24 protein-coding genes are annotated in these 25,990 nt (G+C 62.0%); 6 read left to right on the forward strand and 18 right to left on the reverse strand.

The window, feature by feature from the left end; translation table 11 throughout:
* Positions 1-520: 520 nt before the first annotated feature.
* Positions 521-1,444 (reverse strand): LysR family transcriptional regulator, encoded by a 924-nt coding sequence (locus LDZ23_RS23250; RefSeq protein WP_008348596.1) that lies wholly within the window; start codon positions 1,442-1,444, stop codon positions 521-523.
* 153 nt (positions 1,445-1,597) lie between these two features.
* On the opposite strand from LDZ23_RS23250, the gene LDZ23_RS23255 reads away from it, so the two are divergent.
* The 5 genes from LDZ23_RS23255 to LDZ23_RS23275 are packed head-to-tail and all read left to right on the forward strand — an operon-like array spanning position 1,598 to position 7,050.
* Positions 1,598-2,773: an L-rhamnonate dehydratase gene (locus tag LDZ23_RS23255; RefSeq protein WP_008348598.1), complete on the forward strand. Its 1,176-nt coding sequence runs from the start codon at positions 1,598-1,600 to the stop codon at positions 2,771-2,773.
* 46 nt (positions 2,774-2,819) lie between these two features.
* A complete protein-coding gene (locus tag LDZ23_RS23260) occupies positions 2,820-4,118 on the forward strand; it encodes an MFS transporter (protein WP_008348600.1) in 1,299 nt (432 codons plus the stop codon).
* 24 nt (positions 4,119-4,142) lie between these two features.
* Positions 4,143-5,144, forward strand: coding sequence for a 4-hydroxythreonine-4-phosphate dehydrogenase PdxA (locus tag LDZ23_RS23265; RefSeq protein WP_008348602.1), 1,002 nt, complete (start codon positions 4,143-4,145; stop codon positions 5,142-5,144).
* 4 nt (positions 5,145-5,148) lie between these two features.
* Positions 5,149-6,105, forward strand: a complete 957-nt coding sequence (locus tag LDZ23_RS23270) for an amidohydrolase family protein (RefSeq protein ID WP_008348604.1) — start codon at positions 5,149-5,151, stop codon at positions 6,103-6,105.
* 24 nt (positions 6,106-6,129) lie between these two features.
* Positions 6,130-7,050 carry a dihydrodipicolinate synthase family protein gene (locus tag LDZ23_RS23275; protein ID WP_008348606.1) on the forward strand — a complete coding sequence of 307 codons (921 nt, stop codon included), beginning with the start codon at positions 6,130-6,132 and terminating at the stop codon, positions 7,048-7,050.
* Here the strand turns inward: LDZ23_RS23275 and LDZ23_RS23280 are convergent, their stop codons facing one another.
* Positions 7,051-7,962 carry a LysR family transcriptional regulator gene (locus LDZ23_RS23280; RefSeq protein ID WP_008348608.1) on the reverse strand — a complete coding sequence of 304 codons (912 nt, stop codon included), beginning with the start codon at positions 7,960-7,962 and terminating at the stop codon, positions 7,051-7,053.
* Positions 7,963-8,056: 94 nt separating this feature from the next.
* On the opposite strand from LDZ23_RS23280, the gene LDZ23_RS23285 reads away from it, so the two are divergent.
* The gene (locus LDZ23_RS23285) at positions 8,057-9,157 is read left to right on the forward strand and encodes an NADH:flavin oxidoreductase/NADH oxidase (RefSeq protein ID WP_008348610.1); all 1,101 of its coding nucleotides are present in this window, start codon (positions 8,057-8,059) and stop codon (positions 9,155-9,157) included.
* A gap of 42 nt (positions 9,158-9,199) precedes the next feature.
* Here LDZ23_RS23285 and LDZ23_RS23290 read toward each other — a convergent pair whose 3' ends face one another.
* The 16 genes from LDZ23_RS23290 to LDZ23_RS23365 all read right to left on the reverse strand — a co-directional run bounded on the left by LDZ23_RS23290 (position 9,200) and on the right by LDZ23_RS23365 (position 25,955).
* A complete protein-coding gene (locus LDZ23_RS23290; protein WP_008348611.1) occupies positions 9,200-9,886 on the reverse strand; it encodes a substrate-binding domain-containing protein in 687 nt (228 codons plus the stop codon).
* A 5-nt stretch (positions 9,887-9,891) separates the two neighbouring features.
* On the reverse strand, positions 9,892-10,575 hold the full coding sequence (gene ligK, locus LDZ23_RS23295; RefSeq protein WP_008348612.1) for a 4-carboxy-4-hydroxy-2-oxoadipate aldolase/oxaloacetate decarboxylase: 684 nt from the start codon (positions 10,573-10,575) through the stop codon (positions 9,892-9,894).
* A 1-nt stretch (position 10,576) separates the two neighbouring features.
* Complete coding sequence (locus LDZ23_RS23300; RefSeq protein WP_244808231.1) at positions 10,577-11,602, reverse strand: amidohydrolase family protein; 1,026 nt, start codon at positions 11,600-11,602, stop codon at positions 10,577-10,579.
* A gap of 15 nt (positions 11,603-11,617) precedes the next feature.
* Entirely contained in the window at positions 11,618-12,967 is a 1,350-nt protein-coding gene (locus tag LDZ23_RS23305; protein WP_034472432.1) for an MFS transporter, read from the reverse strand.
* Positions 12,968-13,041: 74 nt separating this feature from the next.
* Entirely contained in the window at positions 13,042-14,343 is a 1,302-nt protein-coding gene (locus LDZ23_RS23310) for a gallate dioxygenase (protein ID WP_008348615.1), read from the reverse strand.
* 278 nt (positions 14,344-14,621) lie between these two features.
* Positions 14,622-15,611: a dihydroxyacetone kinase subunit DhaK gene (gene dhaK, locus LDZ23_RS23315; protein WP_008348926.1), complete on the reverse strand. Its 990-nt coding sequence runs from the start codon at positions 15,609-15,611 to the stop codon at positions 14,622-14,624.
* Between the two features lie 14 nt (positions 15,612-15,625).
* Positions 15,626-16,261 (reverse strand): dihydroxyacetone kinase subunit DhaL, encoded by a 636-nt coding sequence (gene dhaL, locus LDZ23_RS23320; protein ID WP_008348928.1) that lies wholly within the window; start codon positions 16,259-16,261, stop codon positions 15,626-15,628.
* The gene (locus tag LDZ23_RS23325; RefSeq protein WP_008348931.1) at positions 16,258-17,277 is read right to left on the reverse strand and encodes an ABC transporter ATP-binding protein; all 1,020 of its coding nucleotides are present in this window, start codon (positions 17,275-17,277) and stop codon (positions 16,258-16,260) included. The genes dhaL and LDZ23_RS23325 overlap by 4 nt, the downstream gene beginning before the upstream one ends.
* Positions 17,270-18,385 carry an ABC transporter ATP-binding protein gene (locus tag LDZ23_RS23330; protein WP_034472427.1) on the reverse strand — a complete coding sequence of 372 codons (1,116 nt, stop codon included), beginning with the start codon at positions 18,383-18,385 and terminating at the stop codon, positions 17,270-17,272. The genes LDZ23_RS23325 and LDZ23_RS23330 overlap by 8 nt, the downstream gene beginning before the upstream one ends.
* Positions 18,386-18,388: 3 nt before the next feature.
* Entirely contained in the window at positions 18,389-18,583 is a 195-nt protein-coding gene (locus LDZ23_RS23335) for a hypothetical protein (RefSeq protein ID WP_008348936.1), read from the reverse strand.
* Positions 18,580-19,533: a carbohydrate ABC transporter permease gene (locus tag LDZ23_RS23340; protein ID WP_008348938.1), complete on the reverse strand. Its 954-nt coding sequence runs from the start codon at positions 19,531-19,533 to the stop codon at positions 18,580-18,582. Before LDZ23_RS23340 ends, LDZ23_RS23335 begins: the two co-directional genes overlap by 4 nt.
* The gene (locus LDZ23_RS23345; protein ID WP_008348939.1) at positions 19,530-20,486 is read right to left on the reverse strand and encodes a carbohydrate ABC transporter permease; all 957 of its coding nucleotides are present in this window, start codon (positions 20,484-20,486) and stop codon (positions 19,530-19,532) included. The genes LDZ23_RS23340 and LDZ23_RS23345 overlap by 4 nt, the downstream gene beginning before the upstream one ends.
* Positions 20,487-20,558: 72 nt before the next feature.
* The gene (locus tag LDZ23_RS23350; protein WP_008348942.1) at positions 20,559-21,890 is read right to left on the reverse strand and encodes an ABC transporter substrate-binding protein; all 1,332 of its coding nucleotides are present in this window, start codon (positions 21,888-21,890) and stop codon (positions 20,559-20,561) included.
* Between the two features lie 114 nt (positions 21,891-22,004).
* Positions 22,005-23,024, reverse strand: a complete 1,020-nt coding sequence (locus LDZ23_RS23355) for a LacI family DNA-binding transcriptional regulator (RefSeq protein WP_174447738.1) — start codon at positions 23,022-23,024, stop codon at positions 22,005-22,007.
* A gap of 251 nt (positions 23,025-23,275) precedes the next feature.
* Positions 23,276-24,421, reverse strand: coding sequence for an alpha-hydroxy-acid oxidizing protein (locus tag LDZ23_RS23360; RefSeq protein WP_008348947.1), 1,146 nt, complete (start codon positions 24,419-24,421; stop codon positions 23,276-23,278).
* A 157-nt stretch (positions 24,422-24,578) separates the two neighbouring features.
* A complete protein-coding gene (locus tag LDZ23_RS23365) occupies positions 24,579-25,955 on the reverse strand; it encodes an MFS transporter (protein ID WP_008348949.1) in 1,377 nt (458 codons plus the stop codon).
* Positions 25,956-25,990 lie beyond the last annotated feature (35 nt).

Raw genomic sequence — 25,990 nt, forward strand, 5'->3', positions numbered from 1 at the left:
GCCCAACACGTCACGAAGGAGATAACGCAAATTAGCGGACATGCAGAAACGACTGAGCGCGATCCGCAAAGGCTCGCCGAGGCGCGTTTAGTTGCGGGAAAGCGGTTGCTCACACAACTTGGCTTCGTTAGAGGAGAAGTCGAAACGGATACTCATATCTATGAACATTCTCGCCTGACCAACGGCAAGCGGGTCGAAGTCTCATTCCTTCCCGAGTGCCCCAACGTGTGTTGTCCGACAAGTTCGGGTCTTCCAAGGAATTAGGCAATGTCGCGGTCCGCTGTGGCGCGTCTGCCGGCGCACGAGTACGCGCCGCCCGCTCACTTCTCGATGTTTGTCTTCTCGTCATGTGCAGCATTGTGTGCCGGCAATTGGATGTGAGCTTAGCAAGGACGCAGTAAATGCCGCCAACCCCGACGCACTGTCCCATAGGGCTCGCCGGCCGGCTCCCGCACAGGGGCAACGCCAATAGACCACTAAGAAAACGAGATCCGGCGAGAGCAAAAATAAAACCAAACCCTCAAGCCTTCCGAATAGCCTCAATCACCAACTGCGTGGCAGGACTAATCCGCCTGTTCTTCCTGAGAATCAACCCATAAGGCGCGAGACGCCCCCGCAACGGGGTGGGCAAAGAAGCGATGGTATCGAGCGCAGCATAATAATCCGCGACCGAGCTAGGCAACACAGCCAGCATGTCCGAATCCCGCAACAGCGACAACGTGGTCAGAATCGAAGAAGTCTCCACGGTACTCACCGGCGGCGCCACACGCGACTCACGAAACGTCTGGTCGATGATCTGCCGCATCGGACTCGGATGCGGCTGCACGATCCACGGATACTTCGCGAGATCGGCGAGCTTCGGCTTGCCCGCAATACCAACAGAAGGATGATCCGGCCGCGCAACGATCGCGAGCGCCTCTTCCGACAAGGTCTCGAACGTCAGATCCAGCGCTGAGAAGCCATAAGGAATGCGCCCGACGACAATATCCAACTGATCCTGCTGCAAGGCCTGCACGAGCACATCGCTCGTATCGATCTGCACGCTGATCTGCAAGCGCGGATGCGCTTCCTTCAACTCCACGATCACCTTCGTCAGCAAGTCAGGCGCAGGCGCCATCACCGCGCCGATCCGCACCTTGCCGATATCGCCCGCCTCGATCGCCGCGAGCTCATCGCGCAATTCATCGAGGTCCTCGAACACGACGCGCGCATAGCGCATCACCGCTTCGCCGTAGATCGTCGGCTCCATGCCTCGCGCATGACGCACGAACAGCGACGCGCCGATCGTGTCTTCCAGTTCCTTCAACGCCTTCGTCGCGGCAGGCTGCGTCATCGCGAGTTCGTCGGCGGCGCTTCTGAGCGATTCGGTTTCCGAAAGCGCCATCATCAATTGCAGATGACGTAAGCGCAGACGTTTGCGGATGGTCGAAGCGGGCGCGATCATGCGAGTGATAACTCCAGGAAATAGCCTGATTCAAATTATTCAATGGTCAGTTATCGCGGAGTTTCGCACACTAGCGCTACCCGAAACAGCCGCGCAAACCCTCGCATCATGCAGTGCGCGCGGCATCAATCGAACCACACGGAGACACCGAAGATGAAGATCAAGCATGTCCGCGCGCGCGTTTTCGAATGGAAAGGCAAGGTCGTTCCGCCGCAATCGCATTTCTGTACGAACGCCGTCGATATCCTCTACGAGCGCGGCGATGCAATGGGCTCGTTCCGCTTTCACGGCTGGCTCGTCGTCGAGGTCGAATGCGACGACGGCACCGTCGGCATCGGCAATTGCGCGCTCGCGCCGCGCGTCGCGAAGCAGATCGTCGATGAATATCTCGCGCCTATCGCCATCGGCGAAGATCCGTTCGATCACGAATACATCTGGCAGAAGATGTATCGGCGCACGCTCGCCTGGGGCCGCAAGGGCATCGGCATGGCGGCGATCTCGGCGATGGATATCGCGCTGTGGGACATCATGGGCAAGGCCGTGAGGAAGCCCGTCTTCAAGCTGCTCGGCGGCCGAACGAAAGAGAAGATCTGGTGTTATGCATCGAAGCTCTATAACAACGACGATCGCGACGCGTTTCTCGCCGAAGCGCAAGGTTATCTCGATCAAGGTTTCACCGCGATGAAAATGCGCTTCGGCTACGGCCCGAAAGACGGTCCGAAAGGCATGGCGAAGAATCTCGAACAAGTGCGACTGTTGCGCGAGCTTGCGGGCGATGACGTCGACATCATGCTCGAATGCTATATGGGCTGGACGCTGGAATACGCGCGCCGCATGTTGCCGCGCCTTGCCGAATTCAATCCGCGCTGGCTCGAAGAACCGGTGATCGGCGACGACGTCGAAGGCTATCAGGAACTCAAGAAGATGAACATCGTGCCGATCTCCGGCGGCGAGCACGAGTTCACGAGTTATGGCTTCAAGGATCTGCTCGAACGCCGGGCCGTCGATGTCATTCAATACGACACGAATCGCGTCGGCGGCATCACGGCGGCGCGCAAGATCAACGCCATGGCCGAAGCGTGGTCCGTGCCGGTCATTCCGCACGCGGGCCAGATGCACAACTATCACCTGACGATGTCGAGCACCGCGAGCCCGATGTCCGAGTTCTTCCCGGTGTTCGATGTCGAAGTCGGCAACGAGCTTTTCTATTACATCTTCGACGGCGAACCGCAGCCGGAGAACGGCTATCTGCAACTCTCCGATGAAACGCCGGGCCTCGGCATCACGCTGTCCGACAAGCATCTGAGCGACTTCAACATCATCGAATGACGATGCGACCACGGGACCATGCAGCCCGAGGCGACAGGAGACGAACATGGAAAGCAGAATCGAAGCACACACGGCGCACGACGCCGCCTCGTCCACACACGTGACGAGCGTGCGCTGGCGCATCTTCGGCGTGGTGTTCCTCATCACGCTGATCAATCTCGTCGACCGCATCTCGCTTTCCATCGCGATGCCCACCATCGCCAAGGAGTTCGCGCTCTCGCCCGCGATGCAAGGGCTCGTGCTGTCGAGCTTCTTCTGGTCATACGCGCTGTTGCAGATTCCGGGCGGCTGGCTCATCGACAAACTCGGCCCGCGCAAAGTAGTTGCAGGTGCAACTGTCTTGTGGGGTCTCTTCCAGACGCTGATGGGCGCAGCCACCGGCGGCATGTCGATGTTGCTATTGCGCGTGGGTCTCGGCGGCGCGGAAGCACCGCTCTTTCCCGCCGGCAGCAAGCTCAACGCGCTGTGGCTGTCGCGCAAGGAACGCGCGCGCGGCGCGGTGCTGATGGATGCCGGATCGCCGCTCGGCGCCGCGATTGGCGGTCTCGCGATCTCGAACCTGATCCTCATGTTCGGCTCGTGGCGCACCGCGTTCGTCGTCGCGGGGCTTGCGACCATCGCATGCGGATGGCTCGCATGGCGCTATCTGCGCGACGATCCCGCGAAACATCCCGGCGTCAATGGCGCGGAACTGGCGCATATCCACGACGGCGCGCCGCCCGCATCGAAGGCGATGCACGCAAGCCAGGACGATGCGCCGCTGCCGCTGCGCTCGACCATCGCGATGTGCGTCGGCCGCATGAGCTGGGCGATGATCTTCTTCGGCTTGCTCACGTGGGGCCCGAGCTATCTGACGCAGGCGCGCGGTCTGAGCCTTTCGCAGATCGGCGCGGCGACCTTCTTCATCTTCCTCGCGGGCGCGCTCGGTTCGCTTTCCGGTGGCTTCCTGTGCGATGCCTTGTGCGGGATGAATCTGTCGCGCGGTAAAGTCGTGAAGACGATGATCGCGGTCTCGGGCATCGCAACGCTCGCCGTATTCGCCGCGCTCCCGACGATCACTTCGCCCGTCGTCGCGGTCGCCGTGCTGTGCGGCGCATCGTTCCTGCTGATGTGGGGCAGTCTCTACTGGAGCCTGCCTTCGCTGCTCGCAAGCCCGGGACGCGTGGGCCTGCTCGGTGCATGCATGAACTGCGCGGGCAGCGTCGGCGGCATTTCGATTCCGCTCATCACCGGCTTCATTCTTCAGCGCACCGGCTCTTTCGATGCGGTGCTGCACTTTTACGGCGCGTGCGCGCTGGTGTATATCTTCGGTTCGATCGCAATCGATCTGCGCCGCACGCGTTAATAACCGACAACGGACCATACAGACATGAAACCTCGCATCGCAGTGCTTCTCGGCGATCCCGCCGGCATCGGTCCCGAACTGATCGCGCGTCTCATCGCGAAGCCCGAGAATCGCGCGCGCGCCGATCTGCTCATCATCGGCGACAAGCGTGAACTCGATCAAGGCATGGAGATCGCGCAGCAACGCTTCGAGTATGGAGTCATCGACAACGAAGCGGCCGCCGCGCGCGATACCGGCGTGCCCTCGCTCATCGATTTCCGCCTGCCCGACGATGCGCCTTACGAGCGCGCCGTATCGACGGAACGCGGCGGCCGTTATAGCCTCGAAGCCTTCAAACAAGCGCTTGCGATGACGCGCGCAAACCGCACGCAAGCGATGCTGTTCGCGCCCGTCAACAAGACTTCGCTGCACATGGCCGGCATGGAAACGAACGACGAGATGGAATGGTTCGCGCGTCAGCTCGACTATAGCGGCGCGTTCTGCGAGTTCAACGTGCTCGACGAATTGTGGACCTCGCGCGTGACCTCGCATATCGCGCTGAAGGACGTGAGCGCGAAGCTCACGCCCGAGCGCATCGTCGGCGCGGTGCAACTGATTCACGATGGTCTGAAGCGCGCGGGCGTGGACAAGCCGCGCATCGCGGTGTGCGGCTTCAATCCGCATAACGGCGACAACGGCGCGTTCGGCCGCGAGGAAATCGACGTGATCGCGCCGGCCGTCGAAGAAGCGCGTGCGCGAGGCTATGACGCCCAAGGCCCCTTCCCCGCCGACACCATCTTCGTGCGCGCGCGCGATCAGAAGGTCTTCGATGGCGTGGTCACGATGTATCACGATCAAGGCCAGATCGCGATGAAACTCATGGGCTTCTGGCGCGGTGTCACGGTGCACGGCGGCCTGCCCGTTCCGATCACGACGCCCGCGCACGGCACCGCGTTCGATATCCACGGCCAGGGCCGCGCCGATGCCGGCGCCACGCAAAAGGCCTTCGACATCGCCGTGCGCATGGCGCAAGACCGCGTGAGCTGACGCCATGATGCAAGAACGCATCGAAGCATTGCGCGAACGCTTTCTGCAAAGCGGCGACGACGCCGATCTGCCCATCGTCGACGCGCATCATCACTTCTGGGACGTGTCGCGCAACTATCATCCGTGGCTGCGCGATCTGCCGCGCATCGCGTTTCGTTACGGCGATTACGCGTCGATCTGCAAGAACTTTCTGCCCGACGACTACTTCGCGCAGGCGGGCAATCATCGCATCGTGAAGACGGTGATGATGGAAGGCGAATGGGATCCGCGCGACGTGCTCGGCGAAGCGCGCTGGGCGACGGCGCTGCACGAACGCACCGGCTTGCCGAACGCGATGGCCGCGCAGATCTGGCTCGATCGCGACGATGTCGCCGATGTCATCGACGCCTATCGCGAGATGCCGCTCGTGCGCAGCGTGCGTCATAAACCGAAGACCGTGCCCCGCGCGGAACATCGCGCGGATTTCGCCGCGCCCGGCTCGATGCGTTGCGAACGCTGGCGGCGCGGTTATGCGTTGCTCGCGCAAAGTGGCCTGATGTTCGAACTGCAGGCGCCGTGGTGGCACTTCGAGGAAGCCGCAGAACTCGCGCGCGACTTTCCGCAGATGAAAATCATCGTGAACCATGCCGGCCTGCCCGCCGATCGTAGCGAGGAAGCGCTAACGGCTTGGCGCGCCGCGCTCGATGCGCTCGCGCGATCGCCGAACGTATGGCTCAAGATATCGGGGATCGGCGAACCTGGCGTAAGCTGGCGTGTCGAGCGCAACGGACGCATCGTGCGCAATGCGATCGAAAGCTTCGGCGTCGCGCGATGCCTCTTCGCGAGTAACTTTCCGGTCGATAGCCTCGTCGTCACGCTCGATGATCTTTTTACCGGCTTCAAGACGATCGTCGCAGCGCGCTCGCGCGAAGAACGTCTCGCGCTATTCTTCGACAACGCGTGCGCGCTGTACCGGATCTAGACCAACCAAAGGAGACTTACTTCAATGGCTGCACCTGTTTATCGCGGCGTCTTTCCCGTCGCTCCGACCATCTTCGACGATCAGGGCCGCCTCGATCTCGAGGGCCAGAAGCGCGCGATCGATTTCATGATCGATGCCGGCTCGCACGGCGTATGCATACTCGCGAACTTTTCCGAGCAGTTCGCGCTATCCGATGCGGAACGCGACACCGTTCAGCGCACCGTGCTCGAACATGTGGCGGGCCGCGTGCCGGTGATCGTCACGACGACGCATTTCAGCTCGCGCATCTGTGCGGAGCGCAGCCACGCCGCGCAGGACGCGGGCGCCGCAATGGTCATGATCATGCCGCCTTATCACGGCGCGACGATTCGCGTGGGCGAGCGCGGCATCCACGAGTTCTATCGCGAAGTATCGAACGCGATCGACATTCCGATCATGATTCAGGACGCGCCTGTCGCTGGCACGCCGCTCTCCGCGTCGTTTCTCGCGAAGCTCGCGCGCGACGTCGAGCATGTGTCGTACTTCAAGATCGAAACGGCGCAGGCTGCATCGAAGCTGCGCGAGCTGATCGAACTCGGCGGCGATGCGATCGTCGGTCCGTGGGACGGCGAAGAGGCGATCACGCTGATGCCCGACTTCGACGCGGGCGCGACCGGCGCGATGACGGGCGGCGGCTACCCCGACGGCATCCGCAAGATCGTCGATGCCTACTTCGCGGGCGATTCCGACAAAGCCGCCGAGCTGTATCAGCAATGGCTTCCGCTCATCAACTACGAGAACCGTCAGTGCGGTCTCGCGGCGTGCAAGACGCTGATGAAGGAAGGCGGCGTGATTCGCTCGGATGCAGTGCGTCACCCGCTCGCGCCGATGCATCCTGCCGTGCGCGAAGGCTTGCTGAAAGTCGCGCGCAAGCTCGATCCGCTCGTGCTGCGCTGGGGACATTGACTAGCGCCGACGCTTCTTCTTCGAATCGGCCTTGATTGTGGGAACGCCCACACGTTCCCGCAAATACTCCACGGTCCGCGCGCAACGCGCGGGCAGCGGCCATTCCGCGCGGCGGATGAGCCACAGCGTATCGATCACCGGCGCGCCGCATTCGACCACGCCGATCGCTTCCGGCTGGCCGAACGCGATGCGCGCATAACGCGGTATCACCGTGAAGCCGAGTCCGCGCGCGACGAACTCCAGTATGAGGCTGATCTGATTGCTGAAGCCTTGCCGGCGCAAGCTCGCGACGCCTGGATTGCCCGGGAAGCGGCGGCTCAGCAGACGGCTCGCTGTCATGTGCGCTTCCGGATAGTCGATGAAGCCGAGCCGTTCGAGATCGCTCCATTCGTGTACGTCTTCGTTCGCGGGCACGACGAGTTCGAGCGGCTCCTCGATGAACCTGCTCGCCGCGAGACGCGGATCGTCGGGCTTCAACGCGACGATGCCGAGGTCGTAGCGGCTCTCCAGCACGGCTTCGAGCACTTCCGAATCGGGCGCGAAGCGATGACGCATCTTCCATTCCGGACGCTGCTGCTGCAAATCGAGCAGCAGCGGAAACAGCACGAGCCCGATGCTGCCCGGCGTGATGAGGCCGATTTCGCCAGCTTCGTCTTCGCTATCCGACAGCCGGGACGCGAGACGCTTGCCCGCCAGTTCCATCTCGTTGCAATAGTCGATCAACGCCCTGCCCGCCGGCGTGAGTTCGATGCCGCGCGGACGGCGAACCACGAGCAGGCCCAGTTCGTCTTCCAGATGACGAAGATGCTGGCTCACGGCGGCCTGCGTCAGATCGAGCCGCTCGGCGGCGCGCGTGAAGTTGCCGAGGTCGACGAGCGCGAGAAAGGTGCGCAGCCATTGCGGATTGAGCATCACGAAATTTTATCGAACCGATAATCTGCGGATAGTTTTCATTATGACACTGAACGGTTAATCTGAACGCCTTCATTGATACAGAGAACCACAGATGTCAGCACTCTTCACTCCTTTCAAATTGAAGGACGTTACGCTGCGCAACCGCATCGCCATTCCGCCAATGTGCCAGTACAGCGCCATCGACGGCTTCGTCAACGACTGGCACCTGAGCCATTACGCGAGCCTTGCGCGCGGCGGCGCGGGCCTCGTGATCGTCGAGGCGACGGGTGTATCGCCGGAAGGCCGCATCACGCCGGGATGCACGGGTCTTTGGGACGACGCGCACATTGAAGGCATGAAGAACATCGCGGCGGCGATCAAGGCGGCGGGCGCGGTGCCCGGCATCCAGATCGCGCATGCGGGCCGCAAGGCGAGCGCGAATCGTCCGTGGGAAGGCGACGATCACATCCCGTCCGACGATGCACGCGGCTGGGACACGCTCGCGCCATCGGCGGTCGCATTCGGCGGCGGGCTGCCGAAAGTGCCCAAGGCGATGACGCTCGACGACATCGCGCGCGTGAAGGCCGACTTCGCGGCGGCCGCGCGTCGCGCACGCGAAGCGGGTTTCGAATGGCTGGAACTGCACTTCGCGCACGGCTATCTCGCCCAAAGCTTCTTCTCCGTCGATGCCAACCAGCGCGACGATCAATACGGCGGCGATCTCGCGGGACGCAGCCGCTTCATCGTCGAGACCTTCGACGCGGTGCGCGAAGTGTGGCCCGAGAACCTGCCGCTGACGGCGCGTTTCGGCGTCATCGAATACGACGGCCGCGATGAAGCCACGCTGAACGAATCCATCGAACTGACGAAGACGCTGCGTCGCAAAGGACTCGATCTGATGAGCGTGAGCGTCGGCTTCTCGACGCCCGATGCGCGCATTCCATGGGGACCGGCGTTCCTCGGCCCGATCGCGGAACGCGTGCGCCGAGAAGCGGAGATACCGGTTGCGTCGGCGTGGGGCTTCGATTCGCCGCCGAACGCGGAACACGCGGTCGAATCCGGTCAACTCGATCTCGTGATGATCGGCCGCGCGCATCTGTCGAATCCGCATTGGCCGTATCAGGCAGCCAAGCAGTTGAAGGTCGAGAAGCCGTCGTGGGCATTGCCCGCGCCTTATGCGCATTGGCTCGAACGTTACGCCGTCGCTGAATGACGTCGTGAAATGAAAAAAGCGCGCAATGGTTGCGCGCTTTTTTTAGTTGACCGGCTCCATGCCGTGTTCGATTTTGGTCGCGTCGGTATCGCTCGAACCGAGAAACGCCAGGAACGCGCGAGCATCTTTCGATGCGCTTGCGTTCGCACCGATCGCGCCTTCGAATACCGTCTGCGTTTGAATCGCCGGCGGCAACATACCGAGCACGTCGATGCCTTCGACGCCGATCATCTCGCTCAACTGCTGGAAGCCGAGTTCGACTTCGCCACGCGCGATGAGCGCGCCGACAGCGACACCCGGCGGCGCCTGCACGATGCGCGATGCGATGCGTTGAGCGAGGCCCCAACGCTCGAACAGACGCGTCAGATAGACACCGCTCGGCCCCGTCGAATAACCGATGGTGCGCGCCGCGAGCACGGCTTCGCGCACGGCGGCTTCATCGTCGATGGCAGGACGCCGCGCGCCCGCTTTCACCGCGATCGCAACGCCCGAACGCGCGATCCGCACGCGACTCGCTGCGTCGACGTGTCCTGATGCCGCGAGCCGATCGATCGCATCCGAAGCGAGCACGACAATATCGAACGCTTCGCCCGCTTCGATACGCCTGACCGCCGCGACGCCGCCCACCGATACGATCGCAACGCGCTGGCCCGACTGCGCTTCATACGCGCAAGCGAGATCGTTCAGCACTTGGCGCGTGGCCATCGAAGAGATACCGGTGATGCTCATGCGCGTCAGTCGATATAGCGCAGGCCCGCTTTTTCCAGCGGTCCGCGCATCTTGTACATGTCGAGACCGAGCACGCCGCTTGCGAGCTTCGCGCGTTTTTCTTCCTCGAGCGCCTCGCGCGCAGTGGCTTTATCGAGCACCTGTTGCGCCGATGCGGACGGCACGACCACGACGCCATCGTCATCCGCGACGATCACATCGCCCGGCGTGACCCATGCGCCCGCGCACACGACCGGAATGTTCACCGAGCCGAGCGTCGCCTTCACCGTACCCTTCGAGGAAATCGCGCGGCTCCATACGGGGAAGTTCATCTCCGTCAGCACGCGCACATCGCGCACGCCGCCGTCGATGATGAGCGCACGCGCGCCGCGCGCCTTGAAGCTCGTCGCGAGCAGATCGCCGAAGAAGCCGTCGGTATTGTCCGTCGTGCATGCGGCCACGACGATATCGCCAGGCTGAATCTGCTCGGCCGCGACGTGCATCATCCAGTTGTCGCCCGGTTGCAGCAACACGGTCACGGCCGTGCCGCTCACTTGCGCGCCCGCATAGATCGGCCGCATGTAGGTCTTCATCAGGCCGACACGGCCCATCGCTTCGTGCACGGTCGCCGAGCCGAGTGCGCCGAGCCTGGCGGCCGCATCCGCATTCGCGCGATTGATGTTGCGATACACCACACCCAGTTCGTACATATCAACGTCCCTTTGCTTTGAGCGCCGCATCGAGGCGCGGATACACGCGGCGCGCGTTGCCTTCGTAAATCTTGTAGCGCGCTTCCGGCTCGATCTGCGCGGCTTCGACGTAGCGCTTCGTATCGTCGAAATAGTGTCCCGTTTCAGGATCGATGCCGCGCACCGCGCCGATCATTTCGCTTGCAAACAAAATGTTGTCGACGGGAATCACGCGCGTCAGCAGATCGATGCCCGGCTGATGATAGACGCAGGTATCGAAGAACACGTTGTTGAGCAAATGATCCTTCAACAAAGGCTTTTTCAGCTCCTGCGCGAGTCCGCGGAAACGCCCCCAGTGATACGGCACCGCGCCGCCGCCATGCGGAATCACGAACTTGAGCGTCGGAAAATCGCGGAACAGATCGGACGTGAGGCACTGCATGAACGCGGTCGTGTCGGCGTTCAGGTAATGCGCGCCCGTCGTGTGAAAGCACGCGTTGCAGCTCGTGCTCACATGAATCATCGCAGGGATGTCGTACTCGACCATCTTCTCGTAGATCGGATACCACGAGCGATCCGAAAGCGGCGGGCTCGTCCAGTGCCCGCCCGACGGATCCGGATTCAGGTTGATCGCGACATTGCCGTATTGCTCGACGCACTTCACGAGCTCGGGAATGCACGTCGATACGTCGACGCCCGGGCTCTGCGGCAACATCGCCGCCGGAATAAAGCTATCGGGAAACAGTTCGCTCACGCGATAGCACAGCTCGTTGCAGATCGCGGCCCACGTGCTCGACACTTCGAAGTCGCCGATGTGATGCGCCATGAAACTCGCGCGCGGACTGAACACGGTGAGATCGAGGCCGCGTTCGCGCATCAGGCGCAATTGATTGCTTTCGATCGATTCGCGCAGTTCGTCGTCGGTGATATGCAACTCCGAAGCAGCCGGCATCTCCGATGGATTACTGATGCCGGCGATCTGCCGGTTGCGCCACCCTTCGAGCGCTTTTGGCGCGGTCGTGTAGTGGCCGTGAATGTCGATGATCATCCCTTACTCCAGGTACTAGTGTGCTGCAGTCGTTTGTGCGTGTGCTTCGTCGGCACGCGTGCGTTGTGCGACGAGAATCGATATTGCCGCGAGCGTCGCGGGCACGGCGAGCATCGCGAGGATCGCGCCGAACTCCCAGCCGAGGCCGAGCAACGCGCCGCCGAATGCGGAACCGAAGATGCTGCCGAAGCGGCCCATGCCGAGCATCCAGCTCACGCCGGTTGCACGCGCGACGGTCGGATAACGTCCCGGCGCGAAGGCGTTGAGACCGGTTTGCGCGCCGCTCATGCAAAAGCCCGCTGCGAACACGAGCACCGCGAGCGACGACGACAGCGCGCCGATCCACGCCAGTCCGAGCACGCACACCGCGCCGCCGAGATACGCCGCGCTGATGACGGGCGCCGGACGCGCCTTGTCCATGATCCATCCGACGATGATCGCGCCGATCGTGCCGCCGATCTGGAACATCGCCGTGACGTTCGCCGCTGCGGAAACGGTGAGGCCCGCGTCCTTCATGAGCGTCGGCAGCCAGCCGGTCAGCAGGTAGATCACGAGCAGGCCCATGAAATACGTGACCCACAGCGCTGCCGTCATCAAACCGTAGCCGTGCGAGAACAACACGCCGATCGGCTTCTTCGTCGGCAGCGGAGGCTCGTTCGATACGAACGTTTCGCTACCATCGAAACGCGCGCCGCACACGCGGCCGAGCACCTTGCCGATGCGTTGCGAGGTCGCGCCGCGCACCGCGAGCAGACGCGCGGATTCAGGCAGCAGCCAGATTTGCAGCGGGATCAGCAAGAGCGGCAGCGCGCCGCCGAAGATCAGCACCGAGCGCCAGCCGTGCACCGGAATCAGCCAGCCCGCGACGAAGCCGATCAGCGCGGAGCCGAGATTGAAGCCGGTGAACATGATCGTGATGAGCAGCGCGCGCTTGCGTTGCGGCGCGTATTCGGAGAGCAGCGTCGTCGTGTTGGGCATCGCCGCGCCGAGACCGATGCCGGTCAGTACGCGCAAAAGCGCCATGCTGGAAGGCGAATTCGTGAACGCGGTCGCGATCGTGAAGACGCCGAAGAGGAATACCGAGGTAATCAGAACCCACTTGCGCCCGATGCGATCCGATGCCGGTCCCGCCGCCAGTGCGCCGATCACGAGACCGATGGGCGCCGCGCTCATCACGAGGCCGAACGCGGGCCGCGAGATATGCCAGTCCGCGATGATCGATGGCGCGACGAAGCCCATGATCGCCACGTCCATGCCGTCGGCCGTCACGATGAGAAAGCACAGCGCCACCAGCAGCCACTGGTAGGCGGAAATCGGGCGTTCGTCGATGAAGCCCTTGATGTCGATGGTTTTACCGCTAGTCATGTTTGTCTCCTGTCCCCTGTTGGCCGGAGTCGGTGCTTCTGCGCTTACTCCGGTCCCATGCAACGCGTTCGTGTTTAGCTTCTGGCCTTTTCCGCTTTGTCCCAGTCGAGCTTCTCCGAGCCTTTGCCCGCGACCGAATACAACGCGCCCGGTGCGTTGCGCGTCTTTTGAAACGCTTCGAGCGTTTCGCCGCGCATCGCGGCGTAGATATGCAGATTCGATATGCCCGTCACCGCGCCGAGCTTTTCGAGCATGAAGAAGATCACGCCGTAATGAAGCAGGCCGCGCCAATCGCGCCGGCGAATGAGATCGCGTTCCTGCTCGGAAAGGCCCGCTGCTTCGAAGCTCGCTTCTTCATCGGCCTTGAATGCCTCGCGATGCGCGGGCTCGACCATGCGATGCAGATAATCGTTGATGCGATACGCGCGCACCGCCGTTTCGATCGAGAACGGATACGTGCCTTCGAGCTTCTCGACATCGGTGAGCTGAACGGCCATCTTCTGACGATGACGCTCGACGATCGCGGGCTTGGTCTCGCTGTCCTCGCCTTCGTAGATCGCGGTGGCGATGCCTGCCATCGACGGAAGGTAATAGCTGCGATGCTTGCACACGACGTTCGACGAAAGCGCACCGCGCATCGTCAGCCACATGATGACTTCGGCGCCTTCGTAGCCGCCGAGCGCCGCATATTCCGCGATGGTCATGTTCGCGAGCTGCTCGGGATCGCGCTCGAAGAGATCGAGGAAGCGCGCGTCCCATTCGGTGTTGTTGAAGCCCGAGCGCTCGCCGTGAACCTGATGCGAAAGACCGCCCGTCGCGAGAATCGCGACCTTGATGTCTTCCGGATAACTTTCGATCGCGCGGCGCAGCGCCTGCCCGAGCTTGTAGAAGCGGCGCGCGCTCGGCACGGGCAATTGCAGCACGCCCATCTGCAGCGGCACGAGCTTGACCGGCCATTCGGGCTTGTGCGGGCACAGCATCGAAAGCGGCGAGAAGCAGCCGTGATCGAGCGCCTTGTTCTGGAAGAACGACATGTCGAATTCATCGGTCATCAGCGAAGTGCCGATGTGCGCGGCGAGTGCGGGATGACCTTTGATCGGCGGCAGATCGCGCGCGCCGCCGCCTTCGTCCGCGACGCGCCATTCGGGACCGACGCCCAGCGCGAAGGCCGAATAGTGATCGAAAAAGAACGACGTGACGTGGTCGTTGTAGATCGTGACGATGACGTCGGGCTGCTTTTCCGCGAGCCAGTTCGCGAGCGGCGCGAAGTTCTCGAAGATCGGCGCCCAGACGGGATCGTCGCGCTTGTTCTTGTCGAACGCGAAACCGATGGTCGGCGTGTGCGAGGCGGCGATGCCTCCGATGATCCGTGCCATGTGCGCTACTCCTTCAGAATGCGTGGCCGAGCGGGCTTGCTTTAGGGAAACTGAAGCCGAAGGGTAGCGAGGAAGGAGGCAGGCCGGGTACTACGCGTAAACCAGAACTTTGCCTTTACGCATGGGGTTTTATAGGCGCGGAAGGCCGCTGGGACGCGGCGCGCGGCGAAGCGCGCAAGGGCCGCGTCGCCGATATGCCGATAAACAAAACTGATGGCTCGTGAAAGAGGACGCAATTCCGGCCGAGCGACCGGACGATTGCAAACGTTCCAGCGAATCTACATTCCCCACCTGAGCGATGGCGTATGCACGGGGCTGTCCCAATGCCGCTTCATTTCATCGTCCAGCACGCACAAGGTGATCGACGCACCGGCCATTTCCAGCGACGTCGTGAGCGATCCGACCTGCACGCGCGTGACCGCGAGACCGCGCTGCTGCAGCCACGAGCGTGTGGAATTGAACAGCAGATACAGTTCGCCGAGCGGCGTGCCGCCCAGCCCATTGATCAAGACCAGCAGCTCCGAGCCGTTCCCCGGTTTCAGATCGGCGACGATCGCCGTCAGCAGTTCTGCCGCGATCGCGTCGGCGGCGGCAAAGCGCGTTCGCCGCCGCCCTGGCTCGCCATGAATGCCGACGCCGACCTCCATTTCATCGTCGCCGATCTTGAACGTCAGCGTGCCCGCTGCGGGCACGGTGCAACTCGAAAACGCGACGCCCATCGACGCCGTATGCTTGTTGATCCGGTCGCCGAACGCCTTGCATTGTTCGAGATCGGCGCCGCTCTCGGCGAGACTGCCCACCAGCTTCTCGACGATCACCGCACCCGCCACGCCCCGCCGGCCCGTCGTATAACTGGAGTTTTCGACCGCGACATCGTCGTTGATCAGCACCATCGCATTCGGCAACTCCGACATTTCGGATGCCATTTCGAAGTTCATCAGATCGCCGGAATAGTTCTTCACGATGAAGAGCGTGCCCGCGCCCGTATCGACGGCCTTGGCGGCTGCCATCATCTGATCGGGCGTCGGCGAAGTAAACACCTGGCCAGGGCACGCGGCGTCCAGCATTCCGTACCCGACGAAGCCGCTATGCAAGGGCTCGTGTCCCGATCCGCCGCCCGAGACCAGCGCGACCTTGCCCGGCTTCAACGTCTTGCGCCGCACGAACACAGGTTCGTGATTGAGCACGACGAGATCGTCATGCGCGGCGGCGAATCCGGCAAGGCTCTCAGTCAGAAAGTCGTCGACATGGTTGATGAACTTTTTCATGGCCTGCGCTCCTTTCACTCTCTGTATTGCGCGAGCCGCGCGCATACCGCACCGATCATCAACTGGCTCGACCGTGCGCCGGGATCGATATGCCCGCGCGCGCGCTCGCCGAGAAACGACGCGCGCCCCTTGGTCGCGAGCATGTCGCGCGTCGCGAGCATGCCTTCTTCAGCCGTCCGCGGCAGCGCATCGAGCACGGCTTCGCGCGGCGCACTGCGCTCGGCCAGTTCCATGAAGCGCGACGCGACAGGGATGAGCACGTCCATCATCGTCTTGCTGCCGGTGCCGGCCTTGCCTCGCTGGGCAACGGCATCGACGCCCGCGGCGAAGATCCGCGCCGCGTCCGCCACACTCAAGGTGTCCGCGTTCTGCGCCGCCTTCGCCATGCCATGCAGCAACGAAAAGAACAGCGGCCCCGACGAACCGCCCACCGTCGACAGCAATTTGGAGGCGGCCTGGTCCAGCGCGGGCGCAAACGCCTCGGCCTCGATAGCGGCGCGCATCGCAAACAGCGCATCCATGCCCCGCAACAGGTTGAAGATATGATCGCCGTCGCCAATCTGCTGATCGAGCGCGGCGATCTCGTCCGTATGTTCCTTGAGCGTCGCGTGCGCGGCTTCAATGCACGCCATGACCGTTTTCCCGTTCATGCCGGAATCCTCCTGCCGTCGGAGCGGAAATAGAGAAGACTGCGCAGAGGTAGCGACACGCCGACTGTCTGCCCCGGCGTGAAATTGCGCTCGGTCATGGTTGTCGCGACGATGGCGGTGCCGTCGCGCTCCATGATCAGCAGATGCCGCAGCGGAGAATATTCGAGCACGCGAAGATTGAGCACGTCGCGCGTATCGTGCGCGTGCAGCACGATGTCTTCAGGACGGATCGCGACCGTCGAGGTGCCTGCGGGCATCGTGGCAGGATCGAACAACACGGGCGGCAGCAAGTTGATGGGCGGTGAGCCGAGACGTTGCGCGGCGCCTAGCGAAGCCGGGTTGCCATATACGTCGCGCGGCGCGCCCACCTGCACGATGCGCCCGTGTTCGAGAATGCCGATGCGGTCCGCGAGCGTGGTCGCTTCGACCTGATCGTGCGTCACGTAGATGATCGTGGCGCCGATCGTGCGATGCAGCCGCTTCAGTTCTATCCGCAGTTCCTCGCGCAACTTCGCGTCGAGCGACGACAGCGGCTCGTCCATCAGAAACACCTTGGGCTGACGCACGAGCGCGCGTCCGATGGCCACGCGCTGCATCTCGCCGCCCGACAGACGCGTCGCCAGATTGCCGAGCTTCGACTCGATATGCAACATCTGCACGACCGACTGCACGCGCGCGGCGACTTCCGCCTCGCTCACGCGCCGCCGCGGGGAGCGCAGCGGAAACGCCAGGTTGCCGAACACCGTCAGATGCGGATACAGCGAATACTGCTGAAAGATGAAGGCGACGTCGCGGTCCGCCGGATGCATGTCCGTCGCGGCGGCGCCGTCGATGAATATCTCGCCATCGTCGGGCCGCTCGAGACCTGCGATGAGCCGCAACGTAGTAGTCTTGCCCGCGCCGCTCGGACCGAGCAACACGACGAACTCGCCCTCCTTCACGTCGAGCGACACATCATCTACCGCGACGATATCGCCGAATCGCTTCGTCACGCCACGCAAGCGAATTTCAGACATAAGCGCCTCCGTTGCCGCTTCCGTTGACGGCCATCTGCCGCGCGGCGCCGGGCAGCAGCTTGCCGCTCGATGCGTCGTAGAGGAGCGTGCGCTCCTTGGCGAACGACATCCCGACCTGCGACCCTGCCACCAGTCCTTCGTCCTTGCCGACCCGCACGCGCATCACGCCGAGTGCCGTTTCGACGACGAGAATCTGATGCGAGCCGAGATATTCATCCGCGATCACGCGTCCACGCAACGCACCGCGCTCGTCGATCACGACATGCTCTGGCCGCACGCCGAGCAGCGCTTTCGCCGCGGACGTAGCCGTGCGCGGCACGGACACGGCGACGCCGGAGAGCGAGACCGATTCCGCGCCCGCTTCGACGCCGCCATCCACCGCCAGGAAATTCATCGGCGGGCTGCCGATGAAGCTGCCGACAAACACGGTCGCTGGAAAGTGATAGACCTCATGCGGCGACGCCGATTGCAGCACCTCGCCGCCGCTCATCACGACGATGTCGTCGGCCATCGCCATCGCTTCGCGCTGGTCGTGCGTCACGTAGACCGTCGTCGCGTTGAGCGCGTTATGCAGCTTGCGCAACTCGAGGCACATCAGTTCGCGGAAATCCGCATCGAGCGTGCCGAGCGGCTCGTCCATCAGGAAAGCCTTCGGGTGCCGGACGATCGCGCGGCCCAGGGCGACGCGTTGCCGATCGCCGCCCGACAGCCCCCCCGTCTTTCGGTCGAGCAGGCTTTCGATGCGAAGCATATGCGCGGCCGCATCGACGCGCGCGGCAATCTCGCGGCGCGCAATACCCTCGTTCTTCAGCGGAAAAGCGATGTTGTTACGTACCGTCATATGCGGATACAGCGCGAACATCTGGAACACGAATGCAATATCGCGCTGACGCGCACGCAGCCCCGTGACATCTTCGCCGTCGATCAGAATCTGGCCCGAAGTCGGCAGTTCGAGCCCGGCGATCATGCGCAACGTCGTCGTCTTGCCGCAACCGGAGGGTCCGAGCAGCACCACGAAGCGGCCGTTGCTCACGGTGAGATTCGTATCGTGTACGGCGGTGAAGTCACCGAAGCGCTTATGAAGGTTGGATAGAACGATCGTCGACATGGCTCACTCCGGGAAGTGACTCGTCACGACGAATGCCAGCGCACCCGCCAGAATCACAGGGAACGACCAGGTGTAGAGATCGACCGTGAACGGCTGGACGAGCATCGCAATGCCGAGGCCGATCAGCACGGTCGATGCGCCCTCGCCGTAGCGCCTGCGGAACAGACGGCGGCGCGGCATGACGGGCTGGGCTTTCATTTGCGTACCGCTCCGAAGGTGATCCCGCGCAACAGATGCTTGCGCAGCACAACGGTGAAGATCAGGATGGGCAGCACGAACAGCGTCGTCGCGGCCGCGACCGCTGGCCAGTCCTGCCCGCCCTCGCCGATGATGAACGGAATGAACGGCGGCATCGTCTGCGCGTCGCCGCTCGTCAGCAGCAATGCGAACGCGTACTCGTTCCACGCAAAGATCAGACAGAAGATCGCCGTCGCAGCAATGCCGGTGATCGCCTGCGGCAGCACGACCTTCACGAAGGCCTGCAACCGCGTGTATCCGTCGACAAGCGCCGCTTCCTCATATTCGCGAGGGATTTCGTCGATGAATCCTTTGAGTAGCCACACCGCCAGCGACACGTTCACGGCCGTATAGAGCACGATCATGCCGAGGTAGCTGTCGGCGAGGCCGAGCGTGCGATACATGAGATAGATGGGAATCGCCACCGCGATGGGCGGCATCATTCGCGTGGACAGTATGAAGAACAGCAGATCGTCGGCGAGCGGCACCTTGAAGCGCGAAAACGCATAGGCGGCCAACGTGCCGAGAAACACCGCAAGAAAGGTCGAGCCGAACCCGATCACGAGCGAATTGACGAAGCGCGGCAGGACCTTCGACGGCCCTGCAATCACCATGTTGCGCTTTCGGACATCGCGGTCGTACCAGGTCTCTGCGGGCGGCAAACTCGCGATGAACTCCGGCGTCTGCCGCGAGCGGATCGTGAAAAGATTCACGTAACCTTCCATCGACGGATGAAACACGACGACGGGCGGATACGCGATCGCATCCTCCTGCGTCTTGAAGCTCGTCATGATGATCCAGACGATCGGCAGCGTCGCGATGAGCGCATACGCGATCACGACGACTGCGGCAAACGTCTTGCTGCGCGGCGATGCAGCCACCACCGACTGTTGAAGGGCGAGGTCTGTCATCGCTGTTTCACCCGGTTGAGCGCCTTCACATAGATGTTCGCCGCACCGAACACGACAACGAACAGAATGATCGCGAGCGCGGACGAATAACCCGTCCTCCACTTCTCGAAGGCTGCGCGCTTGAGCGTGATCGACACGGTTTCCGTCACGGAGCCCGGCCCGCCCGATGTCAGCAGATTCACCATGTCGAACATCTTGAAGTTCTCGATCCCGCGAAAAAGGATCGCGAGCATCAGGAACGGCAGCGTCATCGGCAGTGTGATCGACCAGAACTGACGCCATGGCGAAGCGCGATCGACTTCGGCCGCTTCATAGATGTAGTCCGGAATCGAACGCAATCCCGCCAGGCAGATCAGCATCACGTAGGGCGTCCACATCCATGCATCGACCATGACGATCGTCCACGGTGCGAGCGGCACATCGCCGATCATCTGGAACGAGTTCGGCGGAATGCCCGTGAAAAAGCCGACGATGTCGTTGAAAAGACCCGTTTGCGGTTGCAGCAAAAAGGTCCAGAAGTTGCCGACGACAGCGGGCGAAAGCATCATCGGCAGCAGAATCAGCGTGGTCCAGAAACTATGGCCGCGAAACTGCCGGTTGATCAGCAGTGCGAGCCCGAAGCCGAGCAGCACTTCGAGTCCGACCGACCAGAAAACGAAGCGCGCCGTCACCTGCATCGCGTACCAGATGTCTTCGTCGGTGAGTATGTCCGTGTAATTGTCGATGCCGACATTGCGCGCGGGCACGCTCGGCATATTCGACTTGAAGTTCGTGAATGAGAGCCGCAATGCCCAGATCAACGGAAAGATGTTGATGGCGAGCAGCAGCACGATAGTCGGAAGAATGAACAGCCACGCGATGGTTCGGTCAGACAGTCCGCGCAAGCGCGCGGCCGCGCGCGTCTGCGCTTTGGTCTGCAACCCTTCCGGAGGAAAAGGCTTGTTTGCCAACATGCCTGACTCCTTGTTGTCGCGGACCGGCGAGATCGATCGGCTCGCCGGTCCGCGCGTTCATGTGCGGTAACGCTAGTTCTTCCCTTCCGCCTTGAATACTTTGTTCCAGTCCTTGACGAGCAGATCGAGCGCTTCTTTCGCCGTGCCCTTATCCGCAACCACATAGTCGTGCACGCGCTTTTGCATGTCGAGCAACAACTCGGCATAAGTAGGCTCGGCCCAGAAGTCTTTCACTATCGACATCGACTTCAGGAATGCAGGCGCAAATGGCGCGCTCTTCGGAAAGTCCGGCGCGTCCACCACCGACTTCGCCGCCGAGTAGCCGCCGAGTTGCCACCATTTCTTCTGCACATCGGCTTGCGCGAACCACTTGATGTATTCGAGCGCGTCGGCCTTGTGATCCGAGTACGACACGACGGATATGCCTTGACCGCCAAGCTGCGTGAACTGTTTCGTTTCCTTCGGATTGACGAAGAAGCCGATCTTGTCGCCGCCGACATTCGGATCCTTGTACAGGCCGGGGAAGAAGGCGAACCAGTTCATCTGCATCGCGACCTGCCCCGACTTGAACGCATCGAGCCCTTCCTGCATGTAGGCGTTCGTCATGCCGGGCGCCGTGCAGCACTTGTAAAGCGCCTTATAGAATTCGAGTCCCTTTATCGCGCCTGGCGAATTCACGAAGCCCTCCAGGTGATACGGCTTCTTCGGGTCCTGGTATTCGAAGCCGAAGTTATAGAGCATGTTGGTCACGCCCATTGTGATCCCTTCCGAGCCGCGCTCCGTGAAGATATACACGCCATACACGGTTTTGCCGTCGATCTTTCGTCCTTGAAAGAACTCGGCTGTCTGCTTGAGTTCGTCCATCGTCGTGGGCGGCTCGAGTTCGCGCTTGTACTTCTGCTTGAACTCCGCGCGCAGTTCGGGCCTCGCAAACCAGTCTTTGCGGTAGGTCCAGCCCACGGCGTCCGCCATCGCGGGCAGCGCCCAGTAATTCGGCGTGTTCTTCGGCCACTCTGCGTAGCCGACGACGGTCGCCGGCACGAAGTCGTTCATCGAGATTTTGTTCTTGTCGAAGAAATCATTGAGCTTGACGTAGTGTCCATTGACCGCGGCACCGCCAATCCACTGACTATCTCCGATGATGAGATCGCACAGCTTTCCATGCGAATTCAGTTCGTTGAGGAAGCGGTCCGCATAACTCGTCCACGGCACGAACTCGAACTTCATTGCAATGCCGGTTTTCGCCGTGAAGTCTTTCGATAATTCGACGAGCGCATTGGCGGGGTCCCATGCGGCCCAACATAGCGTCAACTGCTTGCCCTGCGCATGCGCCGCCGATCCGAAGCTCAGTCCCAGCGACGCGACGAGCGCCGCTAATACCCTTGATGACGTAAGACGTAACATGTGTCTTCTCCTTGTCTCTGTCGGGTCTCAAACTGATGACAGACAGCGCCCATGCGCCGGACGCTGCATATGAGCTCTGGCGGACCGAAGCGAACTGTCCGCGTGTCGCGAGCTTCAGGCATGCGCATTCTCACGAAGATAGATACGGGTTTCGGGCGTCGGGATGGAAGGCACGCCGCGCACGTCGTTCAGGAAGTTGAGAGCGGCGAGACCGGCCCAATGGACAATGCCGCGCACGTCCTGATCGAGGATCACGTCGATCGCCCGCTCCGACAGCAGCGCCCGCGTATCGGCCGTGCACTCGTGGCCGATCAGTACGACGCGCGCCTTGTCGCCCGATTCCTGCAGCGTCGACGCGATGCCGGAAATGCCGCCGCACGTCACATACACGCCGACCAGATCCGGATGTCCCGCCGTCAGTCCTTGCACGGCGAGTCCGGCGCTGTCGTCGTCTTCGGCGAAATCGGGCTCCGTGAGCCAGCGCAGGTTGCGAAAGTCCTCTTCGAGCACCTGGGAAAAACCCGTCCGGCGCTCGAGCTGATCGTGCAGACGCGACGACGCCGACAGCACGGCGACCGTGCCGATGCGCGAACCGACGAAGCGGCCCATCAGCAGACCCGCCGTTCGTCCGGCCATGCGGTTATCGACACCCACGTACGTGGCGCGCGCACTCGACGGCAAATCTGAAAAGACCGTAACGACGGGCACGTTGGCATCCATCATGTCCTGAATCATCCGCTCGACCCATGGGTAATCGAGCGGCACGAGCACGAGCGCGTCGTAGTCGATCAATTGCTGTGCGAGTGAGATCGCGTCGCGCTGGCTGGACAGGTCGCAACGGTAAAACGACGAGACAAGACGATGCTCGCGAAAGAAGCTGGCGGACAGCGCGATATCGCGTTCGACTTGATCGAGAAAGCGGGAATTGATTTGCGGTAAGACGAAGGCGACCCGGAACGATGTGGTTTTCGCAGGCCTGCCGCGGCTTGCGCGTTCGTCGCGCAGCGTGGCCAACGCGAGATGTACACGTTCGGCCGTTTCGGGGCGCACCCGCTGGTCTTCGCGCAGCACACGATCGACCGTTGCCACGCTCACCCCGGCGCGGCGCGCAATCATCATACGTGTAGCTGGCATGGGTCTCCTCCGGTGCCAGGCGAAGAATCGTTTTATGAACTCAAGATAGTTTTCTGCGCGGAGAATGCAAGCTTTTTTTCACGCGTTAAATGCATCATTGCCAGCATGCACCGTTGGATTTTTTCTCTATGTGCTTAATGTCGGCGCTTGTCTCGGCGTTGGGTTCGCATCTGTGTGCCGATCAGAACGGATCTTTCATTAGTCATCCTTATAACGTCAAGAAAAGGGTGAACCGATGGCTGCCCCCTCCGCTACAAAGGCCGCCGAGCGACACAACTCCGATTGACTTCCATTATCGAACTGGACCCGATGAGGGCGAGGGTCCGGTCGATTTCCTCTTTGATCATCGCGATGACATCGGACACACCGGCCTCGCCTTTCGCGGAGAGTCCGTACAAAGTGGCGCGCCCAAGCATCACGGCCGTCGCGCCCAATGCGACCGCCTTCACCACATCGGCCCCTCTTCGGATACCACTGTCCAGAATGAGATCGGTGGTCGGCGTCGCATCGGAGATGCCCGGCAATGCGTCGATCGGCGCAGGAAGATCCGCGAGCTGTCGTCCGCCATGATTCGAGACTATGACACCGTCGGCGCCGATTTCCACGCATCGCGCGGCATCTTCAGCCGTCACGACGCCCTTGACGAGCAGCTTTCCGGGCCAGTCGTCGCGCAAGCGACGGAGGTCGTCCCAGCTAAAGCTCGCGTCCATTTCCCGCCGCAGCACCGCAGCCTGGGAGGCGGTATCAGAGGCGTCATCGGTCGCGAAGTTCTTCAACTGCGGCATACCATTCGTCAGGTAGGACCACAGCCAACGGGGATGCGAAATGCCATCGAGAGCGCCTCGTGGAGTGACTTTGAATGGCATAGCAAACCCGTTTCGCAGATCGCGCTGCCGGAATCCATTTACCGCGACGTCCGTGGTCAGGATCAACGTCGAATAACGAGCCTCTCGCGCTCTCGTGACCAAGCTCTTCGCCACATTCCGGTGTACTACGTATAACTGGAACCACAAGTCTCCGTCCGCTCCCCTTGCTACCGCCTCGATCGACATGTTCGACGCGGTAGAGAGTGCGAACGGGATTCCAGCCTTGCTTGCAGCGCGTGCAAGCGCAAGATCTCCGTCGGGCCAGAACGCACTATTCAGACCTGTCGGCGCGATCACGAGCGGCGACGAAATTTGTCTCCCCAGAAGCTCGGTAGACTGCACACGCTCGCTCACATCGACAAGACGCCGCGGACGCAATTCCCACTTGTCAAAGGCGGCACGATTGTGCGTCAGGCCGGACTCGTCGTCGGCCCCGCCTTCGAGATAGTCGAATACCATCCTCGGCAACCGACGCCGAGCCGCGGAACGATAGTCACCGACGGAGAAGATATGGGGAAACGCTCTTGCCATGATTGTGTCTTGCTTGACCGAACTGGAAACGTGGGGAAGAAAGCAATTTCTTGGCGTGTGTCACGGGCCGTCGAGCGACGACAGAGGAAGACCAACCGCAGTTGCGACTGGCAGACGGAGCGAGAATGCGCCGCTCATGCCAGTCGCCGACCTCGCGCTACTCAGTGACGACTTGCGTGACCAGCCGCTTCTGACGAAGCGCCGGGATATGGTTTCTGACCTGCGACAGCGAGATCAGTACCAACAGCATGGCGACCCCGAGCATCGCGAGATAAAGGGACGCTCCGCCCACGGTGATGACGACGGCGCCAGCGAATGCGCTGAGGATCGCACCGAGTCGTCCAAACGCGAGCGCCGAAGCGAGGCCGGTTGCTCTCACGCGAGTCGGATAGACATACGCACACAAGGCGTACATCGTCGACTGAACTGCATTGACGAAGAGACCGTGGACGCCCAGACCGATAACCAAGAGGCTCGTGTGACTTGCCACATCAACGCCTCGCAGGAAAAAGGCGCTCGCACATCCTCCGGCGCAGCACACCAGGAGCGGCCAACGCGAACCAAAGCGCGTGATGGCCAAGGCGCAGATGAGTGCCCCGAAGACGCCGCCGAGGTTATATGCGGTCAGGCCCGAACCGGCAAGTGCCACGGGAAGCCCTTCGGATGCGAGCATGGTCGGCAGCCAGCTAAAGGCGGCGTAGACCGCGAGCAGGCACATGAAAAACGCACTCCAGATAGCAATCGTGTTACGTCGCTGAGCCGGCTCGAAGAGCGACCCGAAGCCGTCGCGTTGTTCGAGCCTTTGCTCGGCGGCGTCGACGAAAGTCGTCTGCGCACTAATCGGCCGCGACATTCTCGCAAGGAGCGCACGCAACTCGGTCCAGCGCTGTTCCTTGCGAGCGAGAAAGCGGGGAGACTCCGGGAACACGAAAAACAGCAGAATGCCAAGGGCCAAGGGGATCGTGCCACCGATGAAGAACAAGCCACGCCAACCGAAGGTCGGCAAGACGGCACCGGCGAAGAACCCGGCAAGCATGCCCCCGAGCGGCACGCAAACGATGGTAGACGTGACGGCGAGCGTGCGGCGACGTGCCGGGGTGAACTCTGCGGTCATCGTCGTGGCACTGGGAAGCGCTCCGCCGATGCCCAGGCCCGCGATAAAGCGAAGCGCGGCGATCATCGGTATGTCTTGCGCAAGCCCGATGGCGCAGGTTGCCGCGCCGAACACCACGACGCTACCGATGAGCGCCCAGCGCCGGCCAAACCTGTCGGCGAACAAGCCAGCGCACGCGCTCCCGACGCCCATGCCAACCAGACCCGCCGCCACGGCCGGCGCGAACGCATTGCGCGTTATGCCCCATTCTTTGATGATGGTGGGAATGGCGTAACCGATGAGCTGGCCATCGAAGCCGTCCATGATGATCGACAGTGCGGCCAGGCAAACGACGAACTTCTGAATGAGCGTAAAGGGGCCGTCGTCGAGAAGACTGCCAATGTCAGCAGTGTTCGAAGCGCTGAAGGTCTGCGGATTCATTGCTCGACCTCCGCGCACACATTCGATGGTCTGTC

Source organism: Caballeronia zhejiangensis, from assembly GCF_022879815.1.
GTDB lineage: Bacteria > Pseudomonadota > Gammaproteobacteria > Burkholderiales > Burkholderiaceae > Caballeronia > Caballeronia zhejiangensis.

Bases quoted from the DNA above. Each gene is read 5' to 3' on its own strand.
- ligK (WP_008348612.1), bottom strand. From the start codon at position 10,575: ATGTACGAACTGGGTGTGGTGTATCGCAACATCAATCGCGCGAATGCG.
- LDZ23_RS23300 (WP_244808231.1), bottom strand. From the start codon at position 11,602: ATGATCATCGACATTCACGGCCACTACACGACCGCGCCAAAAGCGCTC.
- LDZ23_RS23310 (WP_008348615.1), bottom strand. From the start codon at position 14,343: ATGGCACGGATCATCGGAGGCATCGCCGCCTCGCACACGCCGACCATC.
- LDZ23_RS23305 (WP_034472432.1), bottom strand. From the start codon at position 12,967: ATGACTAGCGGTAAAACCATCGACATCAAGGGCTTCATCGACGAACGC.
- LDZ23_RS23345 (WP_008348939.1), bottom strand. From the start codon at position 20,486: ATGTTGGCAAACAAGCCTTTTCCTCCGGAAGGGTTGCAGACCAAAGCG.
- LDZ23_RS23365 (WP_008348949.1), bottom strand. From the start codon at position 25,955: ATGAATCCGCAGACCTTCAGCGCTTCGAACACTGCTGACATTGGCAGT.
- LDZ23_RS23330 (WP_034472427.1), bottom strand. From the start codon at position 18,385: ATGTCGACGATCGTTCTATCCAACCTTCATAAGCGCTTCGGTGACTTC.
- LDZ23_RS23270 (WP_008348604.1), top strand. From the start codon at position 5,149: ATGATGCAAGAACGCATCGAAGCATTGCGCGAACGCTTTCTGCAAAGC.
- LDZ23_RS23350 (WP_008348942.1), bottom strand. From the start codon at position 21,890: ATGTTACGTCTTACGTCATCAAGGGTATTAGCGGCGCTCGTCGCGTCG.
- LDZ23_RS23265 (WP_008348602.1), top strand. From the start codon at position 4,143: ATGAAACCTCGCATCGCAGTGCTTCTCGGCGATCCCGCCGGCATCGGT.
- LDZ23_RS23260 (WP_008348600.1), top strand. From the start codon at position 2,820: ATGGAAAGCAGAATCGAAGCACACACGGCGCACGACGCCGCCTCGTCC.
- LDZ23_RS23335 (WP_008348936.1), bottom strand. From the start codon at position 18,583: ATGAAAGCCCAGCCCGTCATGCCGCGCCGCCGTCTGTTCCGCAGGCGC.
- LDZ23_RS23255 (WP_008348598.1), top strand. From the start codon at position 1,598: ATGAAGATCAAGCATGTCCGCGCGCGCGTTTTCGAATGGAAAGGCAAG.
- LDZ23_RS23355 (WP_174447738.1), bottom strand. From the start codon at position 23,024: ATGCCAGCTACACGTATGATGATTGCGCGCCGCGCCGGGGTGAGCGTG.
- LDZ23_RS23250 (WP_008348596.1), bottom strand. From the start codon at position 1,444: ATGATCGCGCCCGCTTCGACCATCCGCAAACGTCTGCGCTTACGTCAT.
- LDZ23_RS23280 (WP_008348608.1), bottom strand. From the start codon at position 7,962: ATGCTCAATCCGCAATGGCTGCGCACCTTTCTCGCGCTCGTCGACCTC.
- dhaL (WP_008348928.1), bottom strand. From the start codon at position 16,261: ATGAACGGGAAAACGGTCATGGCGTGCATTGAAGCCGCGCACGCGACG.
- LDZ23_RS23325 (WP_008348931.1), bottom strand. From the start codon at position 17,277: ATGTCTGAAATTCGCTTGCGTGGCGTGACGAAGCGATTCGGCGATATC.
- LDZ23_RS23340 (WP_008348938.1), bottom strand. From the start codon at position 19,533: ATGACAGACCTCGCCCTTCAACAGTCGGTGGTGGCTGCATCGCCGCGC.
- LDZ23_RS23275 (WP_008348606.1), top strand. From the start codon at position 6,130: ATGGCTGCACCTGTTTATCGCGGCGTCTTTCCCGTCGCTCCGACCATC.
- dhaK (WP_008348926.1), bottom strand. From the start codon at position 15,611: ATGAAAAAGTTCATCAACCATGTCGACGACTTTCTGACTGAGAGCCTT.
- LDZ23_RS23285 (WP_008348610.1), top strand. From the start codon at position 8,057: ATGTCAGCACTCTTCACTCCTTTCAAATTGAAGGACGTTACGCTGCGC.
- LDZ23_RS23360 (WP_008348947.1), bottom strand. From the start codon at position 24,421: ATGGCAAGAGCGTTTCCCCATATCTTCTCCGTCGGTGACTATCGTTCC.
- LDZ23_RS23290 (WP_008348611.1), bottom strand. From the start codon at position 9,886: ATGAGCATCACCGGTATCTCTTCGATGGCCACGCGCCAAGTGCTGAAC.